The organism is Streptomyces sp. NBC_00984 (assembly GCF_045162475.1).
Classification (GTDB): Bacteria; Actinomycetota; Actinomycetes; order Streptomycetales; family Streptomycetaceae; genus Streptomyces.
In genome coordinates this window covers 7948836-7968091 of record NZ_CP108734.1, presented here as the reverse complement: position 1 = coordinate 7968091, position 19256 = coordinate 7948836, and the positions used below count along the sequence as shown (strand labels likewise).

The 19256-nt window shown below is 71.1% G+C and carries 19 protein-coding genes and 1 pseudogene; 8 read left to right on the top strand and 12 right to left on the bottom strand.

Annotated elements, in window-relative coordinates; translation table 11 throughout:
* Nucleotides 1-129: 129 nt before the first annotated feature.
* A complete protein-coding gene (locus OG520_RS35525; RefSeq protein WP_406015835.1) occupies nucleotides 130-1086 on the bottom strand; it encodes an ROK family protein in 957 nt (318 codons plus the stop codon).
* Between the two features lie 180 nt (nucleotides 1087-1266).
* Between OG520_RS35525 and OG520_RS35520 the strand changes: the two genes are divergently transcribed.
* Nucleotides 1267-2295, top strand: a complete 1029-nt coding sequence (locus OG520_RS35520; RefSeq protein ID WP_399337312.1) for a LacI family DNA-binding transcriptional regulator — start codon at nucleotides 1267-1269, stop codon at nucleotides 2293-2295.
* Between the two features lie 27 nt (nucleotides 2296-2322).
* Here the strand turns inward: OG520_RS35520 and OG520_RS35515 are convergent, their stop codons facing one another.
* From OG520_RS35515 to OG520_RS35495, 5 genes are all read right to left on the bottom strand, one after another.
* Nucleotides 2323-3621 carry a DUF6986 family protein gene (locus OG520_RS35515; protein ID WP_406016641.1) on the bottom strand — a complete coding sequence of 433 codons (1299 nt, stop codon included), beginning with the start codon at nucleotides 3619-3621 and terminating at the stop codon, nucleotides 2323-2325.
* A gap of 176 nt (nucleotides 3622-3797) precedes the next feature.
* The gene (locus OG520_RS35510) at nucleotides 3798-4760 is read right to left on the bottom strand and encodes an electron transfer flavoprotein subunit alpha/FixB family protein (protein ID WP_406012595.1); all 963 of its coding nucleotides are present in this window, start codon (nucleotides 4758-4760) and stop codon (nucleotides 3798-3800) included.
* A gap of 58 nt (nucleotides 4761-4818) precedes the next feature.
* A complete protein-coding gene (locus tag OG520_RS35505) occupies nucleotides 4819-5604 on the bottom strand; it encodes an electron transfer flavoprotein subunit beta/FixA family protein (RefSeq protein WP_406012594.1) in 786 nt (261 codons plus the stop codon).
* Nucleotides 5605-5807: 203 nt separating this feature from the next.
* Entirely contained in the window at nucleotides 5808-6314 is a 507-nt protein-coding gene (locus OG520_RS35500) for a flavin reductase family protein (RefSeq protein ID WP_406015834.1), read from the bottom strand.
* 196 nt (nucleotides 6315-6510) lie between these two features.
* Nucleotides 6511-6861 carry a TlpA family protein disulfide reductase gene (locus OG520_RS35495; RefSeq protein WP_406015833.1) on the bottom strand — a complete coding sequence of 117 codons (351 nt, stop codon included), beginning with the start codon at nucleotides 6859-6861 and terminating at the stop codon, nucleotides 6511-6513.
* 194 nt (nucleotides 6862-7055) lie between these two features.
* Between OG520_RS35495 and OG520_RS35490 the strand changes: the two genes are divergently transcribed.
* Nucleotides 7056-7778: a lysophospholipid acyltransferase family protein gene (locus OG520_RS35490; RefSeq protein WP_406015832.1), complete on the top strand. Its 723-nt coding sequence runs from the start codon at nucleotides 7056-7058 to the stop codon at nucleotides 7776-7778.
* A gap of 30 nt (nucleotides 7779-7808) precedes the next feature.
* On the opposite strand, the pseudogene OG520_RS35485 reads toward OG520_RS35490, so the two are convergent.
* The 4 genes and pseudogenes from OG520_RS35485 to OG520_RS35470 all read right to left on the bottom strand — a co-directional run bounded on the left by OG520_RS35485 (nucleotide 7809) and on the right by OG520_RS35470 (nucleotide 11779).
* Nucleotides 7809-8454, bottom strand: a pseudogene (locus tag OG520_RS35485) (transglutaminase domain-containing protein).
* 75 nt (nucleotides 8455-8529) lie between these two features.
* Nucleotides 8530-9609, bottom strand: coding sequence for a threonine aldolase family protein (locus tag OG520_RS35480; RefSeq protein WP_406015831.1), 1080 nt, complete (start codon nucleotides 9607-9609; stop codon nucleotides 8530-8532).
* On the bottom strand, nucleotides 9588-10355 hold the full coding sequence (locus tag OG520_RS35475) for an SDR family NAD(P)-dependent oxidoreductase (protein ID WP_399337880.1): 768 nt from the start codon (nucleotides 10353-10355) through the stop codon (nucleotides 9588-9590). Before OG520_RS35475 ends, OG520_RS35480 begins: the two co-directional genes overlap by 22 nt.
* Nucleotides 10356-10381: 26 nt before the next feature.
* Complete coding sequence (locus OG520_RS35470; RefSeq protein WP_406015830.1) at nucleotides 10382-11779, bottom strand: DUF6421 family protein; 1398 nt, start codon at nucleotides 11777-11779, stop codon at nucleotides 10382-10384.
* Between the two features lie 317 nt (nucleotides 11780-12096).
* On the opposite strand from OG520_RS35470, the gene OG520_RS35465 reads away from it, so the two are divergent.
* Nucleotides 12097-12747 carry a glycerophosphodiester phosphodiesterase gene (locus tag OG520_RS35465; RefSeq protein WP_406016640.1) on the top strand — a complete coding sequence of 217 codons (651 nt, stop codon included), beginning with the start codon at nucleotides 12097-12099 and terminating at the stop codon, nucleotides 12745-12747.
* A 58-nt stretch (nucleotides 12748-12805) separates the two neighbouring features.
* Here OG520_RS35465 and OG520_RS35460 read toward each other — a convergent pair whose 3' ends face one another.
* Nucleotides 12806-13357, bottom strand: coding sequence for a GNAT family N-acetyltransferase (locus OG520_RS35460; protein ID WP_406015829.1), 552 nt, complete (start codon nucleotides 13355-13357; stop codon nucleotides 12806-12808).
* Nucleotides 13358-13435: 78 nt separating this feature from the next.
* Between OG520_RS35460 and OG520_RS35455 the strand changes: the two genes are divergently transcribed.
* Nucleotides 13436-13822, top strand: a complete 387-nt coding sequence (locus tag OG520_RS35455; RefSeq protein WP_266423243.1) for a VOC family protein — start codon at nucleotides 13436-13438, stop codon at nucleotides 13820-13822.
* A 21-nt stretch (nucleotides 13823-13843) separates the two neighbouring features.
* On the opposite strand, the gene OG520_RS35450 is transcribed toward OG520_RS35455, so the two are convergent.
* Nucleotides 13844-15256 carry a PLP-dependent aminotransferase family protein gene (locus OG520_RS35450; protein WP_399331906.1) on the bottom strand — a complete coding sequence of 471 codons (1413 nt, stop codon included), beginning with the start codon at nucleotides 15254-15256 and terminating at the stop codon, nucleotides 13844-13846.
* Nucleotides 15257-15361: 105 nt separating this feature from the next.
* Here OG520_RS35450 and OG520_RS35445 point away from each other — a divergent pair, with 105 nt between their 5' ends.
* The 4 genes from OG520_RS35445 (at nucleotide 15362) to OG520_RS35430 (ending at nucleotide 19234) form a co-directional block, all read left to right on the top strand.
* Nucleotides 15362-16615, top strand: coding sequence for a Tm-1-like ATP-binding domain-containing protein (locus OG520_RS35445; protein ID WP_406015828.1), 1254 nt, complete (start codon nucleotides 15362-15364; stop codon nucleotides 16613-16615).
* 52 nt (nucleotides 16616-16667) lie between these two features.
* Complete coding sequence (locus OG520_RS35440; RefSeq protein ID WP_266423235.1) at nucleotides 16668-17492, top strand: phosphoenolpyruvate hydrolase family protein; 825 nt, start codon at nucleotides 16668-16670, stop codon at nucleotides 17490-17492.
* A 132-nt stretch (nucleotides 17493-17624) separates the two neighbouring features.
* Nucleotides 17625-18212 carry a DUF5134 domain-containing protein gene (locus tag OG520_RS35435; RefSeq protein WP_399331900.1) on the top strand — a complete coding sequence of 196 codons (588 nt, stop codon included), beginning with the start codon at nucleotides 17625-17627 and terminating at the stop codon, nucleotides 18210-18212.
* An 86-nt stretch (nucleotides 18213-18298) separates the two neighbouring features.
* On the top strand, nucleotides 18299-19234 hold the full coding sequence (locus OG520_RS35430) for a M56 family metallopeptidase (RefSeq protein WP_406015827.1): 936 nt from the start codon (nucleotides 18299-18301) through the stop codon (nucleotides 19232-19234).
* The last annotated feature ends 22 nt before the right edge of the window (nucleotides 19235-19256 follow it).

The following is a 19256-nucleotide window of genomic DNA, read 5'->3' as shown; positions in this document are numbered from 1 at the left end:
CGGGGGACCGCGCGGCGGCGACGCCACGCGGTCGGCCGCCGGGCGGGCTCCGGGGCATCGCCCCCGGATCCCGCCCGGCGCTCTCCGTGTCCCGCACTCGACGGCATCGTCCGGTCCGCCCGGCCCCGGTCAGCCCTGGACGGCCGCCACGCCGCCCGGACCCACCCGCGCCGCCGCGGCGGCGGCGCCCACCAGGCCCGCGTCGGTGCCCATCACCGCCGGGGCCACCTCGATCCGCCGGATGAAGGAGAGCGTGGCGTACCGGCGCAGGGCCCGGCGCAAGGGCTCGAAGAGGATGTCGCCCGCACCGGCCACTCCCCCGCCGATCACCGCGATGTCGATCTCGACGAGCGCGGCGGTGGCGGCGATCCCGGCGGCCAGCGCCTGAGCGGCACGCTCGAACGAGGCAAGGGCGACCGGGTCCCCCGCGCGCGCTGCGGCGGCCACGGCAGCCGCCGAGGCATCGCCGTCCGGTCCGGGCCGCCAGCCGGCCTCCAGCGCCCGGCGGGCGATGTTCGGACCACTGGCGATGCGCTCGACACAGCCGCGCGAACCGCACGGACACGGGTCGCCGTCCAGATCCACGCTCACATGACCGATGTGCCCGGCATTGCCCGTGGGGCCGGGGTGGAGCTTGCCGCCGAGGACCAGCCCGCCGCCGACACCGGTCGACACGACCATGCAGAGCGCGTTGTCGTAGCCGCGGGCGGCGCCCAGCCAGTGCTCGGCGGCCGTCATCGCGACCCCGTCGCCGACCAGTTCGACGGGCAGTCCGCCGACCGCCTTGCCGACCCGTTCCACCAGCGGGAAGTCGCGCCAGCCGGGGACGTTGACCGGGCTGACCGTGCCGGCCGAGGCGTCGACCGGGCCCGCGCTGCCGATACCGACCGCCGCCGCCCGCGCCCACAGCGGCGAGCCGGACAGTTCGGCCAGGACCTCCGTCACGGCGCCCATCACCGTCTCGGCGCTCTCGCGGGCGGGCGTCGGCCGCTGCGCCCGTACGAGAAGGGCGCCGCCGCCGTCCACCAACGCGGCGGCGATCTTGGTACCGCCGATGTCCAGCGCGGCGACGAGGTCGGTATGCATCGGTGTGGCTCCGTGACTAGGGGGCGGGGACCTGCGGCTTCAGGAAACAGTCTGCCCAGTCTCCATTCAGCTGACAACGTTGTCCAGGGCCTATGCTCGACGGCACAGCCTCCGGTCGGCTCCGCGGCACCGCCCGCGGACCCGCCGGACCGCCCGCACCCGACGACAGGACAGCGCACCGTGGCCGAGACCGCCCGTCACTCCGAGACCCGTTACGGCAACCGGCCGACCATGAAGGATGTGGCGGCCCGCGCCGGAGTGGGCCTCAAGACGGTCTCCCGCGTAGTCAACAGCGAGCCGGGGGTCACGCCCGACACCGAGCGCCGGGTCCAGGAGGCCATCGAAGCACTCGGCTTCCGGCGCAACGACAGCGCGCGCGTCCTGCGCAAGGGCCGCACCGCCTCGATCGGACTGGTCCTGGAGGACCTCGCCGACCCGTTCTACGGGCCGTTGAGCCGTGCGGTGGAGGAGGTCGCGCGGGCACACGGCGCCCTGCTCATCAACGGGTCGAGCGCCGAGGACCCGGAGCGAGAGCAGGAGCTCGTACTCGCCCTGTGCGCGCGCCGGGTGGACGGGCTCATCGTGATTCCGGCCGGTGACGACCACCGCTATCTGGAGCCGGAGATCAAGGCGGGCGTCGCCACCGTCTTCGTGGACCGGCCGGCGGGCCGCATCGACGCCGACATGGTCCTCTCCGACAGCTTCGGCGGCGCCCGCGAGGGCGTCGCCCACCTGATCGCGCACGGCCACCGCCGGATCGGCTTCATCGGCGACCAGCCGCGCATCCACACCGCCACCGAGCGGCTGCGCGGTTACCACGCGGCGATGGCGGACGCGGGGACGGAGGTCGCGGACTCCTGGGTGTCCCTCGGTTCGACCGAACCCGACCGGGTGCGGGCCGCCACCGAGCGGATGCTCGTCGGCCCCGAGCCCGTCACCGCGATCTTCACGGGCAACAACCGGGTGACGGTGACGGTGGTGCGGGTCCTCGCCGAGCAGGAACGCCGCATCGCCCTGGTCGGCTTCGACGACATCGAACTGGCCGACCTGCTCGGCATCACCGTCATCTCCCAGGACGCCGCCGCCGTCGGCCGCACCGCCGCCGAACACCTCTTCCGCCGCCTGGACGGCGCCGATCACGCCCCGGCCCGGGTGGAACTCCCCACGACGCTCATCCCGCGCGGCTCGGGCGAGTTGCCGCCCGCCTGAGCCGCGCGGCTCGCGCGTCGTCGTCGGCTACGGCGCGGTCACCGTGAGATCGGCCCGTCGCGGCGACGCGAACCCGTCCAGCTCCGCGCGCGTCAGCCCGGTCAGGCGGACGACCTCGGCGGTGTCCAGGGCGCCGCAGTCGATGCCGCGCAGGAGGTAGCCGCTGAGCGCCTTGGCGGTGGCGGGTTCGTCCAGGACGTCGCCACCGGCCTTGGCCACGTACGCGGCGAGCCGTGCGGCGGCCTGTTCCAGGCCCTCGCGGTAGAAGGTGTACACGGCCGCGTACCGGGTCGGTAGATGGCCCGGGTGCATGTCCCAGCCCTGGTAGTAGGCGCGGGCCAGGGCACGGCGGGTGAGGCCGTAGTGGAGCCGCCAGGCCTCGTGCACCTGAGGCGTGGAGCCGACCGGGAGGACGTTCGTGGAGCCGTCCGAGACCCGTACGCCGGTGCCCGCGGCGGCGACCTGCATGACGGCCTTGGCGTGGTCGGCGGCCGGGTGGTCGCTGGCCTGGTAGGCGGCGCTGACGCCGACGCAGGCGCTGTAGTCGAAGGTTCCGTAGTGCAGGCCGGTGGCACGGCCCCGCGCCGCGTCGATCATGCGGGCGACGGCGGCGGTGCCGTCGGCGGCGAGGATGGACTGGCTGGTCTCGATCTGGATCTCGAAGCCGAGCCGCCCGGCGGGCAGCCCATGGGCCTGCTCGAAGGCTTCGAGCAGCCGGACGAAGGCGGTGACCTGCTCGGGGTACGTCACCTTGGGGAGCGTGAGGACCAGCCCGTCGGGCAGGCCGCCGGCCTGCATCAGACCGGTGAGGAAGATGTCCGTGGTGCGGATGCCGCGGTCGCGTACGGCGGCCTCCATGCACTTCATCCGGATGCCCATGTACGGGGCCGCCGTGCCGTTCCCGTACGCCCCCGAGACCAGCCGGGCGGCGCGGGCGGCGGCCTCGTCCTCCTCGGCGTCGGGGCGGAGGCCGTAGCCGTCCTCGAAGTCGATGCGGAGGTCCTCGACCGGCTCGCGCTCCAGCTTGGCGCGCACCCGGTCGTGGACGGGCGCGGCGAGTTCGTCCGGGATGCCGAGGACGGCGGCGAACGAGGCCGCGTCGGGGGCGTGCTCGTCGAGGGCCTCGATGGCCCGGTCGCCCCAGGAGCGGATGGTGTCCGCGGTGAACGTGTCGCCGGGGACGTAGACCGTGTGGACCGGCTGGCGCGTACCCGGGTCTCCCGGGTAGCGGCGCGCGAGCTCGGCGTCGACCGCGGTGAGGGAAGCGCTGATCTCCTCGCTGACCGCACCGGCGAGGCTCGTTGCCACCTTCTCCTGCTGACCCATCTCCACACCCTCCACAGTCACGCTGTTTCCGCTTCCCGGAATCAACAATCCGTATAGTGAAGTTATAAGGCCGTCGGACCTGCGTCAATGGTGGTCGGAATGGGTGCGGGGCCGTGTGGTGCGTGTGCACCACACGGCCCCGGACCGTCGGACGTGTCCTGCGGTTGCGCCGCGGGTCAGCCCTTGCGGGCGTTGACCTCGTCGGTGAGCTGGGGGACGACCTGGAAGAGGTCGCCGACGACGCCGTAGTCGACGAGGTCGAAGATCGGGGCCTCGGCGTCCTTGTTGATCGCGACGATCGTCTTGGACGTCTGCATGCCGGCCCGGTGCTGGATCGCGCCCGAGATGCCCGACGCGATGTACAGCTGCGGCGAGACGGACTTGCCGGTCTGGCCGACCTGGCTGGAGTGCGGGTACCACCCCGCGTCCACCGCGGCACGCGAGGCACCGACCGCCGCACCGAGGGAGTCGGCCAGCGACTCGATGAGGTGGAAGTTCTCCGCACCGTTCACACCACGCCCGCCGGACACCACGATCGCGGCCTCGGTCAGCTCCGGACGCCCCGTCGACTCGCGCGGCGTCCGCGCGGTCACCCTCGTGCCCGTCGCCTGCGCCGAGAACGACACCTCCAGCGCCTGGACCGCACCCGCGGCCGCAGCCGCCTCCACCGCAGCCGAGTTCGGCTTGACCGTGATCACCGGGACACCCCGGGAGACCCGGGACCGGGTCGTGAACGACGCCGCGAACGCGGACTGCGTCGCGACCGGACCCTCCTCACCCGCCTCCAGATCCACCGCATCGGTGATGATCCCCGACCCGATACGCACCGCCAGACGCGCCGCGATCTCCTTGCCCTCCGCCGACGACGGCACCAGCACCGCCACCGGCGACACCGCCGCGCACGCCGCCTGCAACGCATCCACCTTCGGCACCACGAGATACTCACCGAACTCCGGCGCCTCCACGGTCAGAACCCTGACCGCACCGTGCTCGGCCAGCACACCCGCCGTACCGGCAGCACCCGCACCCACCGCCAGCGCGACCGGCTCACCGACCCGACGCGCCAGCGTCAACAACTCCAGCGTGGGCTTACGGACCGCACCGTCCACGTGATCGACAAAGACGAGAACTTCAGCCATGGGACTTCAAACTCCTGCGAGTAGCAAAGAAACAGAGGGAAAGGGACGACAGAGGGGATCAGATGAACTTCTGACCCGCGAGGAACTCCGCCAACCGCCGACCGCCCTCACCCTCGTCCTTCACGATCGTGCCCGCACTGCGGGCCGGACGCTGCGCAGCGGAATCCACCACGGTCCACGCACCCGCCAGACCGACCTCCTCCGCCCCGATCCCCAGATCACCCAGATCCCAGGACTGCACCGGCTTCTTCTTCGCCGCCATGATCCCCTTGAACGACGGGTAACGCGCCTCACCCGACTGGTCCGTCACCGACACCACCGCCGGCAACGACGCCTCCAGCTGCTCCGACGCACTGTCACCGTCACGACGGCCCCGCACCACCCCGTCCTGCACCGACACCTCGGACAGCAACGTCACTTGCGGCACTCCCAGACGCTCCGCCAGCACCGCCGGCAGCACCCCCATCGTCCCGTCCGTCGACGCCATCCCCGCGATCACCAGGTCATACCCGGCCTTCTCCACCGCCTTCGCCAGCACCAGCGACGTACCCATCACATCACTGCCGTGCAGATCGTCGTCCTCGACGTGAACCGCCTTGTCCGCACCCATCGACAACGCCTTGCGCAACGCGTCCTTGGCATCCTCCGGACCCACCGTCAACACGGTGATCTCCGCATCGTCCGCCTCGTCCGCGATCTGCAACGCCTGCTCCACCGCGTACTCATCGAGCTCCGACAGCAGACCGTCCACATCCTCACGGTCCACCGTCAGGTCATCGGCGAAATGCCGGTCACCAGTGGCGTCGGGCACGTACTTCACACAGACAACGATCCTCAAGCTCACGCCGGCTCTCCTACTGCATCGTCATTTCCGGGGCTGCCTTGTTGCTCGCAGCATAGGCGCCTGATGGGGCGGATTCCGGTCGGGGCGACCGACGCCCCGACCGGAAATATTACTAGCCAGTACACCCAGTGGATCACCCATGAGCAAGCGCTTGGAGCTGTGATATGCCCAACGTACTGCGCCCAAGTGCCGCCTGGGCTCTGTCAGTCCCGCAGAGCGTTGAAACGGCCCTGGTGATAGATCAGCGGACGACCGCCTCCGGCCGGATCGCCGACCACGGCCTGCGCGATCACGATCCGGTGGTCCCCCGCCGGGACCCGGGCGACCACGCGGCAGACCAGCCACGCCAGTACGCCGTCGAGCACCGGCACTCCTTCGGGCCCACTGCGCCAATAGGTGGACGGGCCGAACCGGTCGGCGCCGCTGCGGGCGAACGTGGCGGCCAGCTCCTGCTGGTGCTCGCCGAGTATGTGGACGCCGATGTGCTCGGCCTCGGCCATGACCGGCCAGCTGGAGGACGAGGCGCCGACCCCGAAGGAGAGCAGCGGCGGCTCGGCGGCGACGGAGTTGAGGGAGGTGGCGGTGAAGCCGACCGGCCGGTCGCCGGCGGCGGTGATCACGGCCACACCGGCGGCGTGCTGCCGGAAGACCGAGCGGAGAAGTTCGGGGGAAGCCTGGCGCGGGGTACCGAGCTCGGGCGAAGCCGTCATGGACATGTCCTTCTGCGGAAGAGGCGTAGGGGGCCGTGGTTGCTCAGGCACCCGGACAGCGCGCACTCGCGTTGCGGGCGAGATCCACGTGGACCCGGCCGTAGAGAAGGAGTTCCGGCGGCATAACGTCAGACTGACGATGCGTGGTGGGTGCAGTCAAGAGTGCTCCGCAATGTGGGAGATGCGTCACGGTCCGTCACATCGCCTGTCCCAACGCGGCGACCACGTCGACGGTGCGCGGCTGTCCGACGGCCCGGCGGACGATCTGCCCGGCGGCGTCGAGGACCAGCACGGTCGGCGTCCGGCTGATCCCCAGCTCCCGCACCAGAGTGAGATGCGCCTCGGCGTCGATCTCGACATGGGCCACGCCGTCCACCATGCGCGCCACTTCGACGAGCGTGCGGCGGGTCGCCCGGCAGGGCTGGCAGAACGCGCTGGAGAACTGCACGAGGGTGGCCCGCTCCCCCAGTTGCGCGCCGAGCCGGACCGCGTCCAGCGGTCCCCCATATGTCTGCCCGTCCACCCTCGGCCTCCTGTCAGAGCTCATCGCAAGAGGTCAGCGCCACCGGCCCGCAATCCATTCCCGGAGGTTCCACGTGACGAGAATCTCGCGCCCCGAGCCCTCGGAGACTGGCCACCGCGTCGCGCATGGGGCACGATCGGCGCAATGCCGCAAACCTACGGCTGCGTAACTTCCGCCGGGAGAACCCTCCTCAGGCGCTGAAGAAGGGTCTTCCCCAGATGGCAGAACTCGTCTATCGGCCGGTCGTCGGCGCCGCTCGTACGTTTTTCAAGGCGCTTGACCTGAAGATCGACACCCAGGGTTCCGAGCACATCCCGAAGACCGGTGGCGCGGTACTGGTAAGCAACCACATCAGCTATCTGGACTTCATCTTCACCGGGCTCGCGGCCCTGCCGCAGAAGCGGCTCGTCCGCTTCATGGCGAAGGAATCGGTCTTCCGGCACAAGGTCTCCGGACCGCTGATGCGCGGCATGAAGCACATCCCCGTCGACCGCAAGCAGGGCGAGGACGCGTATGCGCACGCGCTCGCCTCGCTGCGCTCCGGCGAGATCGTCGGCGTGTTTCCCGAGGCCACCATCTCGGAGTCGTTCACGCTGAAGAGCTTCAAGTCGGGCGCCGCCCGGCTGGCCCAGGAGGCCGGCGTACCGCTGATCCCGATGGCGCTGTGGGGGACGCAGCGGGTGTGGACCAAGGGCCGGCCGCGCAATTTCAAGCGCAACCACGTGCCGGTGACGATCCGGGTCGGCGAGCCGGTGGAGGCACCCACCGACCAGTACGCGGGCGCGATCACCCGACGGCTGCGGGAGCGGGTCCAGGAGCTCCTGGAGGCGGCCCAGCGCGCCTATCCCGTGCGCCCGAAGGACGCGAGCGACACCTGGTGGGTGCCCGCCCACCTCGGCGGTACGGCCCCGACCCCCGCCGAGGTGCGGGAGAAGAGCTGACGCCGCCGGTCCGCGGTCACGGCCGAAACGTCACTCCGGGGTGCGGACGATGATCCGCGCTCCGGGGTGCGGCCTCCCGGCTCGGAGCGCCGCGGGAAGGGTGCGCCACAGCTGCGGGCGGTTCCCGGCGGACCGCAGGCCGCGCAGGACCGCCGGGTGCGGCGCCGCGTAGAGGACGGGGTAATCCACTTCTCCGGCCTCCGGGCGGACGGGCCACGCCAGCCGCTCCTCGTCGAGCGAGAACTGCGCGTCGACGCCCGGTTTGTTGCCCCGGGGGTCCTGACGGTCCCAGCGGTCCCGGCCGGGCAGCCGGACCGCGATCAGCCCGTGCACGGGCCCGGGGCCCCCGATCGGCGAGCCCCTGGTAGCAGAGGGCGGTCGGGATGCCCGCCGCGCGCAGGAGGGCGGCCAGGGCGTGGGACTTGGCATGGCAGATGCCGTTGCGCGTCGCGAGGACGTCGGAGGCGCGCCAGGCGACCCGCATGTCGCCGGAATCGGCGGAGTGCACGACGCTGTCGCGCACCAGGGCATAGGCGGCGGCCGCGTATGCGTATGCGTCGGTGGTGGCGCCACAGAGCTCGGCGGACGTCTCCCGCACCAGCGGGTGCTCGTGGTCGATGGCCTCGTCGGCGGCGAGATAGGCGGAAAGCTCCGGGACCTGCTGGATCAGCTCCATGGTCGCCGAGCGTAAGTATGCGACCGACCGAGTGTCAATGACTTTCCGGTCGGTCGCATATTTATTCAGCTTTGGCTACCTCGCCATTTCTTCCTTCAGGGCGAGGACGAACGCGTCGACGTCGTCCTCCGAGGTGTCGAAGGCGCACATCCAGCGCACATCGCCGGCCGCCTCGTCCCAGAAGTAGAAGCGGAAGCGCTTCTGCAGCCGCTCGCTCACCTCGTGGGGCAGTCGGGCGAATACGGCGTTGGCCTGGACCGGGTGGAGGATCTCCACGCCGTCCACCGCGCGCACACCCTCGGCGAGCCGCTGGGCCATCGCGTTGGCATGCCGGGCGTTGCGCAGCCAGAGGTCCCCGGCGAGCAGCGCCTCCAGCTGTACGGAGACGAAGCGCATCTTCGACGCGAGCTGCATCGACAGCTTGCGCAGGTGCTTCATGGCCCGGACGGCGTCCGGGTTCAGGACGACCACGGCCTCGCCGAAGATCGCCCCGTTCTTCGTGCCGCCGAAGGACAGGACGTCGACACCGACGGTGTTGGTGAACGTACGCATCGGTACGTCCAGCGACGCCGCGGCGTTGGCTATCCGGGCCCCGTCCAGATGGACCTTCATGCCGAGTCCGTGGGCGTGGTCGCAGATGGCGCGGATCTCGTCGGGTGTGTAGACCGTGCCCAGCTCGGTGTTCTGGGTGATCGAGACGACCTGCGGCATGGCGCGGTGCTCGTCGTCCCAGCCGTACGCCTGCCGGTCGATGAGCTCGGGGGTGAGCTTGCCGTCCGGGGTGGGCACGGTGAGCAGCTTGAGGCCGCCCACCCGCTCCGGGGCGCCGCCCTCGTCCACATTGATATGGGCGGACTCGGCACAGATCACCGCGCCCCAGCGGTCGGTCATCGCCTGGAGGGAGACGACGTTGGCGCCGGTTCCGTTGAACACCGGGAAGGCTTCGGCGGTGGGGCCGAAGTGACTGTGCATGACGCGCTGGAGGTGCTCGGTGTACTCGTCCTCCCCGTAGGCGATCTGGTGACCGCCGTTGGCGAGGGCGAGGGCCGCGAGGATCTCCGGGTGCGTGCCCGCGTAGTTGTCGCTGGCGAAACCGCGGATCTGCGGGTCGTGGTGGCGCCGCGCGTCGGTCCTTACGGTTGTGGGGTCAGCCACAGGCGCTTTCCGTTCACTTCCGGGGCGGGCCGGTCCCAGACGCCGGCGATGGCATCGGCCAGCTCCTTGACGTCGGTGAAGCCCGCGAACTTCGCATTCGGGCGCTCGGCGCGCATCGCGTCGTGCACCAGTGCCTTGATGATCAGGATCGCAGCCGCGGTCCTCGGCCCTTCGTCGCCCCCCGCCTTGCGGAACGCGTCCGCGAGCGCGAGCGTCCAGGCCTCGGCCGCCGCCTTCGACGCGGCATAGACCGCGTTTCCCGCGGTGGGCTTGCTCGCCCCGGCCGCGCTGATCAGCACATAGCGACCCCGGTCGCTGCGCTGGAGACCTTCCTGGAAGGCCAGCGAGGTGTGCTGGACCGTACGGATCAGCAGCTTCTCCAGCAGGTTCCAGTCGGCGAGGTCGGTCTCGGCGAAGCTCGCGCTGCCGCGCCAGCCGCCGACGAGGTGGACCAGACCGTCGATCCGGCCGAATTCCTTCTCGGTCTTGGCCGCCCACTCGCGGGTGGCACCGAGGTCCAGGAGGTCGACCGTGTCACCGGTGACGGTGGCGCCGCCGTGGGCGTAGCGCGCGGCGTCGACCGCCTCGGCCAGGCGGGTGGCGTCCGCGTCGGAGCCGACGACGGTCGCACCGGCCTCGGCGAGCCTCAGCAGCGCGGCCCGGCCGGCCGGGCCCGCGGCCCCGGCGACCGCAATCACGGCACCTTCGAGAGCGCCGCTCCCGTTGCCCCTGCCGTTTCCGTTCATGGCCACCGCCTCCTCAGACCCGGCGCTCACGCGGCTGCCCGCTCGGCATCCGCGGCGGTGATCCCCTTGGTCGAGGCGATCACGTTCTTCAGCTTCTTGGAGAGCGCCTCATAGAACATGCTCAGGGGAAACTCGTCCGGAAGCACATCGTCGACGAGCTTACGCGGCGGCTGCGACAGGTCCAGGGCGTCGGGGCCCTTGGCCCAGCGGGAGCCGGGGTGCGGGGCGAGGTAGGCCGAGACCAGGTCGTACGCGGCGAACCAGTGGACGAGCTTGGGGCGGTCGATGCCGTCGCGGTAGAGCTTCTCGATCTCGGCGCACAGCTGGTTGGTGATCTGCGGGGCCCGGTCCCAGTCGATCTTCAGGGTGTTGTCGGTCCAGCGGACCACGTCGTGCTTGTGGAGGTACGCGAAGAGCAGCTGGCCGCCGAGGCCGTCGTAGTTCCGGACGCGCTCGCCGGTGACGGGGAAGCGGAACATCCGGTCGAACAGCACGGCGTGCTGCACGTCACGGCCCTGGGCGAAGCCGTCGGCCTCCAGCTTCACGGCCTCCTTGAAGGCGGTGAGGTCGCAGCGGAGCTCTTCGAGGCCGTACATCCAGAACGGCTGGCGCTGCTTGATCATGAAGGGGTCGAAGGGCAGGTCGCCGTGGCTGTGCGTCCGGTCGTGGACCATGTCCCAGAGCACGAAGGCCTGCTCGCAGCGCTGCTGGTCGGCGACCATCTCCCGGATGTCGTCGGGCAGCTCGACGCCGAGCAGTTCGACCGACGCCTCGGTGACCCGGCGGAAGCGGGCCGCCTCCCGGTCGCAGAAGATGCCGCCCCAGCTGAAGCGCTCGGGGGCCTCGCGCACGGCGATGGTCTCCGGGAAGAGCACGGCGGAGTTGGTGTCATAACCCGAGGTGAAGTCCTCGAAGGTGATGCCGCAGAACAGCGGGTTGTCGTAGCGGGTCGCTTCGAGCTCGGCCAGCCACTCGGGCCAGACCATCCGCAGCACGACCGCTTCGAGGTTGCGGTCCGGGTTGCCGTTCTGCGTGTACATCGCGAAGACGACCAGGTGCTGGAGCCCGTCGGTGCGGTCCTTGGCCGGCTGGAAGGCGAGCAGCGAGTCGAGGAAGTCCGGCACGCCGAAACCGTCCGTGGACCAGCGACGCAGGTCCGCGGCGAGGGCACGGTGGTACGCGGCGTCGTGCGGGAGCAGCGGGGAGAGCTCCTCGACCGCGGCGATCACGCGGTCGAGCGTCGACCGGGCGGCCTGAGGGGACGGCGCGCCCTCGGCCTCGAAGTCGATGGAACCGTCCTTCGACTGCCAGGGGCGGATCTCCTCCACGGCATTCTTGAGCGCGGGCCAGGCGGGATGATCGACCACCCGCTGGTCCGTAGTTATGCCGCCTGCGGCGGCTTCCTGCACAAGAATTTCCGTCATAACACTTCCTCCACGGGAGAACCTCGCGTCAAGCAACCGTATCCATGTGCGGTTCCTTGAGACAAGTGGGCCACAGAAAATTATCCTGCCGCCCCCCATGGTCACCGCGATTCTTCCTGTGAGGAACGTCTCCGGAAGCCACTTCCATCGGCTGGGCGTCCGCCGCGGGTGTCCGCCCACCGCTCCGCTCCGGAGGCCGTTAGGCTGCCGGATTGCCGTAATGCCGTAGTGCCTCGTGGGTAGGAGCCGCACGCGGAAGACGCCGTCGACGGAAGCGGGTTGCCTTGTCTTTTCTCACCATCGGACATCGCGGAGTGATGGGTGTCGAGCCGGAGAACACCCTGCGCTCGTTCGTCCACGCCGAACAGGCCGGAATGGACGCGATCGAGCTGGACCTTCATCTGAGCAAGGACGGCGGGCTGGCCGTCATGCACGACGCCGATGTGGACCGGACGACGGACGGCAAGGGGCCGATCAGTGAGAAGACCCTGTCCGAACTGCGTGAACTCGATGCCGGACAGGGCGAGCGGGTGCCGGTCTTCGAGGAGGTGCTCGACGCCGTGCGGTCCCCCGTCCAGGCCGAGATCAAGGACGCGGCAGCGGCCCGCGCGCTGGCCGAGGTGATGCTGCGACGCGATCTCACCGACCGGGTCGAGGTGTCCTCGTTCCACGACGAGGCGGTGGCCGAGATCGCCCGGCTGGTGCCGGGAGTACGGACCGTGCTCATCGCGAGCCGCTGGCAGGGCGATGTGGTGGACCGGGCGAAGGCGGTGGGTGCGGCGACGCTGGCACTGAACATCCGCCGTCTCACCCTGGAGGTGACCGAGCAGGCGCACGCCGAGGGGCTGAAGGTCATCGGCTGGGTGGTGAACACCCAGGACCATCTGCGGCTGGCACGCGCCCTGCGGCTGGACGGCGCGACCACCGACTACCCGGAGATCCGCCGCGCCGGCCGCTTCACCGCCTGATCAAGCCGGCCGCTTCACCGCCTGATCAAGAGCCCTGGAACTGCCGGGTGGGCGTGGGTCAGGCCAGGTCCTTGACCAGCAGTTCGAAGGCGAGATCGTCGCGCTGCGGAACGCCGAAGCGCTCGTCGCCGTACGGGAACGGGCTGAGCTTTCCCGTACGGCGGTAGCCGCGCCGCTCGTACCAGGCGATCAGCTCCTCGCGCACCGAGATCACGGTCATGTGCATCTCGCTCACCCCCCAGCTCTCCCGGACGGTGCGCTCGGCCTCGGCGATGATCACCTTGCCGAGGCCCGCACCCTGCAGTTCGGGACGGACCGCGAACATCCCGAAGTACGCGGCGTCGCCGCGGTGTTCGAGCTGGCAGCAGGCGATGGGCGCGCCGTCGCGCTCCACCACGAGCAGCCGGCTGCCGGGCGCTCGAAGAACCTGTCGCACACCGTCCGGGTCCGTCCGCTGCCCCTGCAGGAGGTCCGCCTCGGTGGTCCATCCGGCCCGGCTGGAGTCCCCGCGGTACGCCGACTCGATCAGCGCCACCAGTGCGGGCACATCGGCGTCGGCCGCGTCGCGGAAGGTCAGCTGTCCCGGGTCCTGGGCGGGGGCTATGTCCATGGCGGTGGCTCTCCGTTTCTCTGCTGCGGACCGTGCCGGAGCAGCCTAACCCGGGTGTCCCGCACTAGATTCGGGTACATGGTTCATGTGCTGAGCAGCCGGATCCTCTTGCGCCCGGCCGATCCCGAGCAATCGCGGATCTTCTACGGGGAGTCCCTCGGGCTGCCCGTCTACCGCGAGTTCGGCACCGGCCCCGAGCGGGGCACGGTCTACTTCCTCGGCGGGGGCTTCCTGGAGGTGTCCGGACGCGCCGCCGAGCCGCCGGTGCCCGGTCTCGAACTGTGGATGCAGGTCGCGGACGTGCGGGCGGCGCACGAAGAGCTGTCGGCCCGCGGCGTCGAGGTGCTGAGGGAGCCGGTGCGCGAGCCGTGGGGGCTGGTCGAGATGTGGATCCGCGATCCGGACGGACACCGGATCGTGATGGTGGAAGTACCGGCGGATCATCCGCTGCGATATCGCCCCTAGGCCTGGTAGGCGGCGACGCCGTCAGTGCGGGGCGCGGCTTCGCTCCGCGCAGTCGACGAGCACGGGCAGGGCCTTCTCCAGGCCGCCGTCGTGGTCGGCGAACGGGAGGCGCACGTGGTGGCGGAAGCCGTCCACGGCGGAGAAGGCCGGGCCGGGGACGATCAGTACGCCCGCTCGGCGGGCCAGCTGGGCGGTGGCCTCGGCGTCGGCGCCCGGCATCTCCACCCAGAGGGCGGAGCCCCCGTCGGGCCGTTCCCATCGCCAGCCGGTGTTCCGGTCGCACAGGAGCCGTTCGGTCTCCGCCAGCCGTTCACGCAGCCGGGAGCGGCGCCTGGTCCGGGCCTCGGGCAGTTGCCGGAGCAGTTGCACGGCCAGCATCTGGTCCACCACCGGGCATGACAGGTCGACGGACTTCTTGATGTCGGCCAGGCGGCGGATGACCGTGGTGGAGGCGCGGATCCAGCCCAGCCGGAGGCCTCCCCAGAAGAGCTTGGAGAGGGTGCCGACGGTGGCCGTGGCGGCGGGCGGCAGCAGGCCGGCCAGGGAGACCGGCGCGGCGTCGTGGTGCAGGGACAGTTCGGCGTAGGCGTTGTCCTCCACCGTGTACAGGCCCTGTTCGGCGAGTACGGCGGCCCAGGCACGGCGGGTGGGCTCGTCCATGCCGCGGCCGGTGGGGTTGTGGAGGGAGGGCTGCAGATAGACGAGGCGCGGCCGGACGTGGCCGGCCAGCCGGGCCAGTGCGCGGGCGCCGCGGGCCCCGTCCGCGGGCAGCGGGACCAGCCGGGCGCCGCGGGCGCGCAGCGCTTCGAGGGCGCCTCGGTAGGTCGGGTCCTCCACGATCACCGTGTCACCGGGCTCTACCAGGCCCTGGGTGATCAGCCAGACGGCCTGCTGGGATCCGGCGGTCACCAGGATCTGTTCCGGAGCGGTAGGCAGGCCCGCCGACCGGTGGTACTCGGCGATGCCCTCGCGCAGCTCGGGCAGCCCGTACGGGAGGTAGCCGTCGCCGGTCAGCGCGGCGGTGAGGTCCCCGGCGGACAGGTCGCCGACCGCCGCCGCGACCGCGGGCAGGCCGTCCAGCGCGCCGCTGGACAGATCGATGCCGCCGTCCCTGGTCCCGAAGCTGGCCAGCCGTCCCTCGGTCGCGGGCTCGCCCATCGCGCCCGAGCCCCGCAACCGGGAACCGCTGCCCTGCCGGCTCTCCAGCCACCCCTCGGCCTCCAACAGGCCGTACGCGGCGGTCACCGTACTGCGGCTGACCCCCAGCGCCGTCGCCAGGGCGCGCTGTGAGGGCAGCACCGTGCCCGGTGCCACGTCCCCGCGCTGCGCCAGCTCGCGCAGCGCCTGAGCCAGCAGTTGCGGCATCACGCCCGTGCCGTCCTTTGACCACCCGGTCAGCAGGCGGGACAGCCGGGTGGGAGGAATCCGGTCCATGCCCCCATCATCGCCCGCCACAGGCCAATTGCCGTCAAGTGGTCTTTGCCGCCCTCCGACGGCTCACACATGATCGGGAGAACGCCGTTGCAAAGGAGCAGGAACATGGCGACCGTGGTGCTCGTCGGAACACTGGACACCAAGGGGGCGGAGTACGCGTGGCTCTCGGCGCGGCTCCGTGAATCGGGATGCGACGTGGTGCTCGTCGATGCCGGGGTGATGCCGTCGCCCGTGGGCACTCCCACGGGCGACATCGACGCCGCCGCCGTTGCGCGCCGCGCCGGGCACGGCCTGGAGGCACTGCGCGCCGCCGGGGACCGCGGTGCGGCGGTGACCGCCATGGCCGAGGGGGTCGAACGGATCGTCGGTGATCTGCACCGCGAGGGACAGCTGCACGCGGTGCTGGCCGTCGCCGGGAGCGGAGGGTCGTTCATCGCCGCGCGTGCCATGCAGGCGCTGCCCATCGGCGTTCCGAAGGTGCTGGTGTCCACCATGGCCAGCGGGGACGTGTCGCCGTACGTGGGCAGCAGCGACATCACCATGATGTACAGCGTGGTCGACGTGGCGGGCATCAATTCCGTCTCGTCGCAGATCCTGGGCAACGCGGCTGCCGCGGCGGCCGGCATGGCCATCCACCACGAGCGGGACCTGAAGCGGTCGGAGCCCCAGGGGCGTCCGCTGATCGGCGCCAGCATGTTCGGCGTCACCACTGCCGCGGTCGACGCCGCCCGGCAGCGGCTGGACGAACTCGGCTACGAGGTCCTGGTCTTCCACGCCACCGGTGCGGGCGGCCGGGCACTGGAGAAGCTCGCCGCGGGCGGGTTCCTCGCCGGTGTCCTGGACCTGACCACCACCGAGCTCGCGGACGATCTGGTCGGCGGCGTGCTGAGCGCCGGCCCCGACCGGCTCACCGCGGCAGGCCGGGCGGGCCTGCCGCAGGTGGTCGCGCCCGGCGCGCTGGACATGGTCAACTTCGGCGCCGCCGACACCGTTCCGGAACGCTTCGCCGAACGCCATCTCCTCGTGCACAACCCCACCGTCACGCTGATGCGCACCACGGCCGACGAGATGGCCGAACTCGGCGCCTCCATGGGGCAGAAGCTGGTCTCGGCGAACGGCCCGACGGCGGTCCTCTGGCCGCTGGGCGGCGTCTCCGCCGTGGACGCCCCGGGCGGCCCCTTCCACGACCCGGAGGCCGACGCGGCCGGTCTGGCGTCCCTGCGCACGGCCCTGCGGGGCAGCGCCGTCGATCTGCGTGAGATCGGCGCCCACCTCAACGACCCGTCGTTCGCCGTCGCCGCCGCCGACCACCTCCACCAACTGATCACCGCCCGGGGCCGTTCGCACCCGACCGTCTGAGCCCCGAGCGTCCGAGCAGCAAGAACACACCGACCGAACAAGGAGCCCACCCGTGAACCGCAAGCAAGCCCTGGCCCGCCTGACCGAGCAGGTCCGGGCCGGCCAGGCCGTCATCGGCGCAGGCGCAGGCACCGGCCTGTCCGCCAAGTGCGCGGAGGCCGGCGGCGTCGATCTGCTGATCATCTACAACTCCGGCCGGTACCGGATGGCCGGCCGGGGTTCGCTGGCGGGTCTGCTGCCCTATGGCGACGCCAACGCCATCGTGCTCGACATGGCGGGCGAGGTCCTGCCCGTGGTGCGGGACGTCCCCGTGCTCGCCGGGGTGTGCGGCACCGACCCGTTCCGGATCATGGGCAACTTCCTCGACCAGCTGAAGGCCGTCGGCTTCACCGGCGTACAGAACTTCCCCACCGTCGGTCTGTACGACGGCAAGTTCCGCGAGAACCTCGAAGAGACCGGCATGGGCTTCGGCCTGGAGATCGACATGATCCGCCAGGCCCACGAACGCGATCTGCTCACCGCGCCCTATGTGTTCGACCCCGAGCAGGCCGCCGAAATGGCGCGGGTGGGTGCCGATGTGCTTGTCCCGCACGTGGGGCTGACCACCAAGGGGTCCATCGGCGCCTCGACCGCGCTCACCCTCGATCAGGCCGCCGCCGCCGTGCAGGACATGCACGACGCGGCCAAGCGCGTCAATCCCGAGATCATCGTGCTCTGCCACGGCGGGCCGATAGCCGAACCCGAGGACGCCCGTTACGTCCTGGACCACACCTCCGGGATCGCCGGTTTCTTCGGCGCCTCGTCCATGGAACGGCTGCCCACTGAGCGCGCCATCACCGAGCAGGCACGCGCCTTCAAGTCCCTCACGCTCGGCTGACGAGGGGGCGGAAGCACAGCGCGCGGCGGGAACACTCCCTCCGCGCGCTCCCCTTGTACCTCAGTGCGCCGCGTACGACGGTCCCTGTCCGGGCATCGATCTGGAGCGTGCGGCAATTGGGGGAGGTGCGCTGTGCACGGACCGGCGATGTCGGGCTGGCTGCTGATGGCGTTGTGCGCGACGACGGGTGCGTACTGCCTGCTGCGCACCCGCGGCGAATCCGGGGAGGGACGCAGGACGGCGCGCGCGGAGGCGCTGATGGGTTTCGGCATGGCCGCCATGGCGTTGCCGGCGGCCGTCATGACACCCCCCGCGTGGGCGTGGGTGGTGTACGCGGCGCTGTTCGGCGCGGCTTCGCTGCGGGCGCTGTGGTTCTCCCGGCGCAGCAGGCACCATCTGCACCACCTGGTCGGGTCCTCGGCGATGGTCTACATGGCTCTGACGATGGCACCGGACGGTGGCTCGGCGCACGGCGGGCACATGGGCCACGGGGTCGCGGCGACGGCCGGGGGCGTACCCCTGCTGACCGGGCTGCTGCTGGCCTACTACGCGGTGTACGTGCTGCGGTCGGGGGCCCGGTTGATACCGGTGGCCGCGACCACCACGGCGGGCGGGGGCGGCGGCCCTGCCGGCAGCGCCTGGACGACGCGGCCCGAGCTGGCGCTCGCCTGCCGGCTGACGATGGGCATGGCCATGTTCGCGATGCTGCTCACCCTGTGAGACAGCCGGCCGGGCAAACCGTGGTGTGCGTCACTTGCCGTGCACAGCCATACCCGTGGGTACCGCGCTCCTCATAGGCTGACGCCATGTTGGTCTCCCTCGCACTGCTGCTGCTCGGTGCACTGGCCGCCGTCCTGACCCCGCGGCTGATGGCCAGGGCGCGGTGGCCGGAGCGCGAGCCCGTGGTGGCGCTGTGGGTGTGGCAGTGCGTGGTGGCCGGGGTGTTGCTCTCCTTCGCGCTCTCCATGACGTTCAGCGCGGCCGCTGCCTGGCAGGCGGTGCGCTGGCATGTGTTCGCACCGGCTCCGCATGCCGTGGTGGAGGCGTACGCGTTGGGCGGGCACGGACGGTGGTCGGCCGCCATGGCCGTGCTGCTGGCGCTCGGCGGGGTCTGGTCGGTGGTGATGCTGACCCGGGAGATCCACCGGGCCCAGGTCCGTCGTAGGCGACGGCGTGCCGAGTTGCTGGTGCGTGCCCCGCTGATGCCCGGCGAGGAGCCCGGCAGCGGTCGTCTCGTCGTGCTGGAGGGAGAGCGTCCGGATGCCTGGTGGCTGCCGGGTGCCGCGCCTCAACTGGTCATCACCACCACGGCACTCAGGCGCCTGAAAGGCCGTCAGTTGGATGCGGTGCTGGCCCATGAGCAGGGGCACGCGAACGCGCGGCACGACTGGCTGTTGCATTGTTCCGGCGCGCTCGCGACCGGGTTTCCGCAGGTGCCGGTGTTCGCGGCCTTCCGCGACGAGATGCACCGGCTGGTCGAACTGGCCGCGGACGATGTGGCCTCGAAGCGTTTCGGACGGCTGACGATCGCCCTGGCCCTGGTGGAACTCAACGAGGACCGGGGTGTGTTCGGCCCCTGCCCGGCGCCGGACGCACAGCTGCCGCTGCGGGTGAACCGGCTGCTGACCCCGGCGGATCGGCTCACCGCGGGCCGTCGGCTCCGGCTGACCGCGGCTGCCGCGCTGGTGCCGGTGGTTCCGCTTCTGGTGGCCTTCATCCCGGGACTCAGTGCATTGCGATAGCCAGCACCCCCCGACTTCCGCG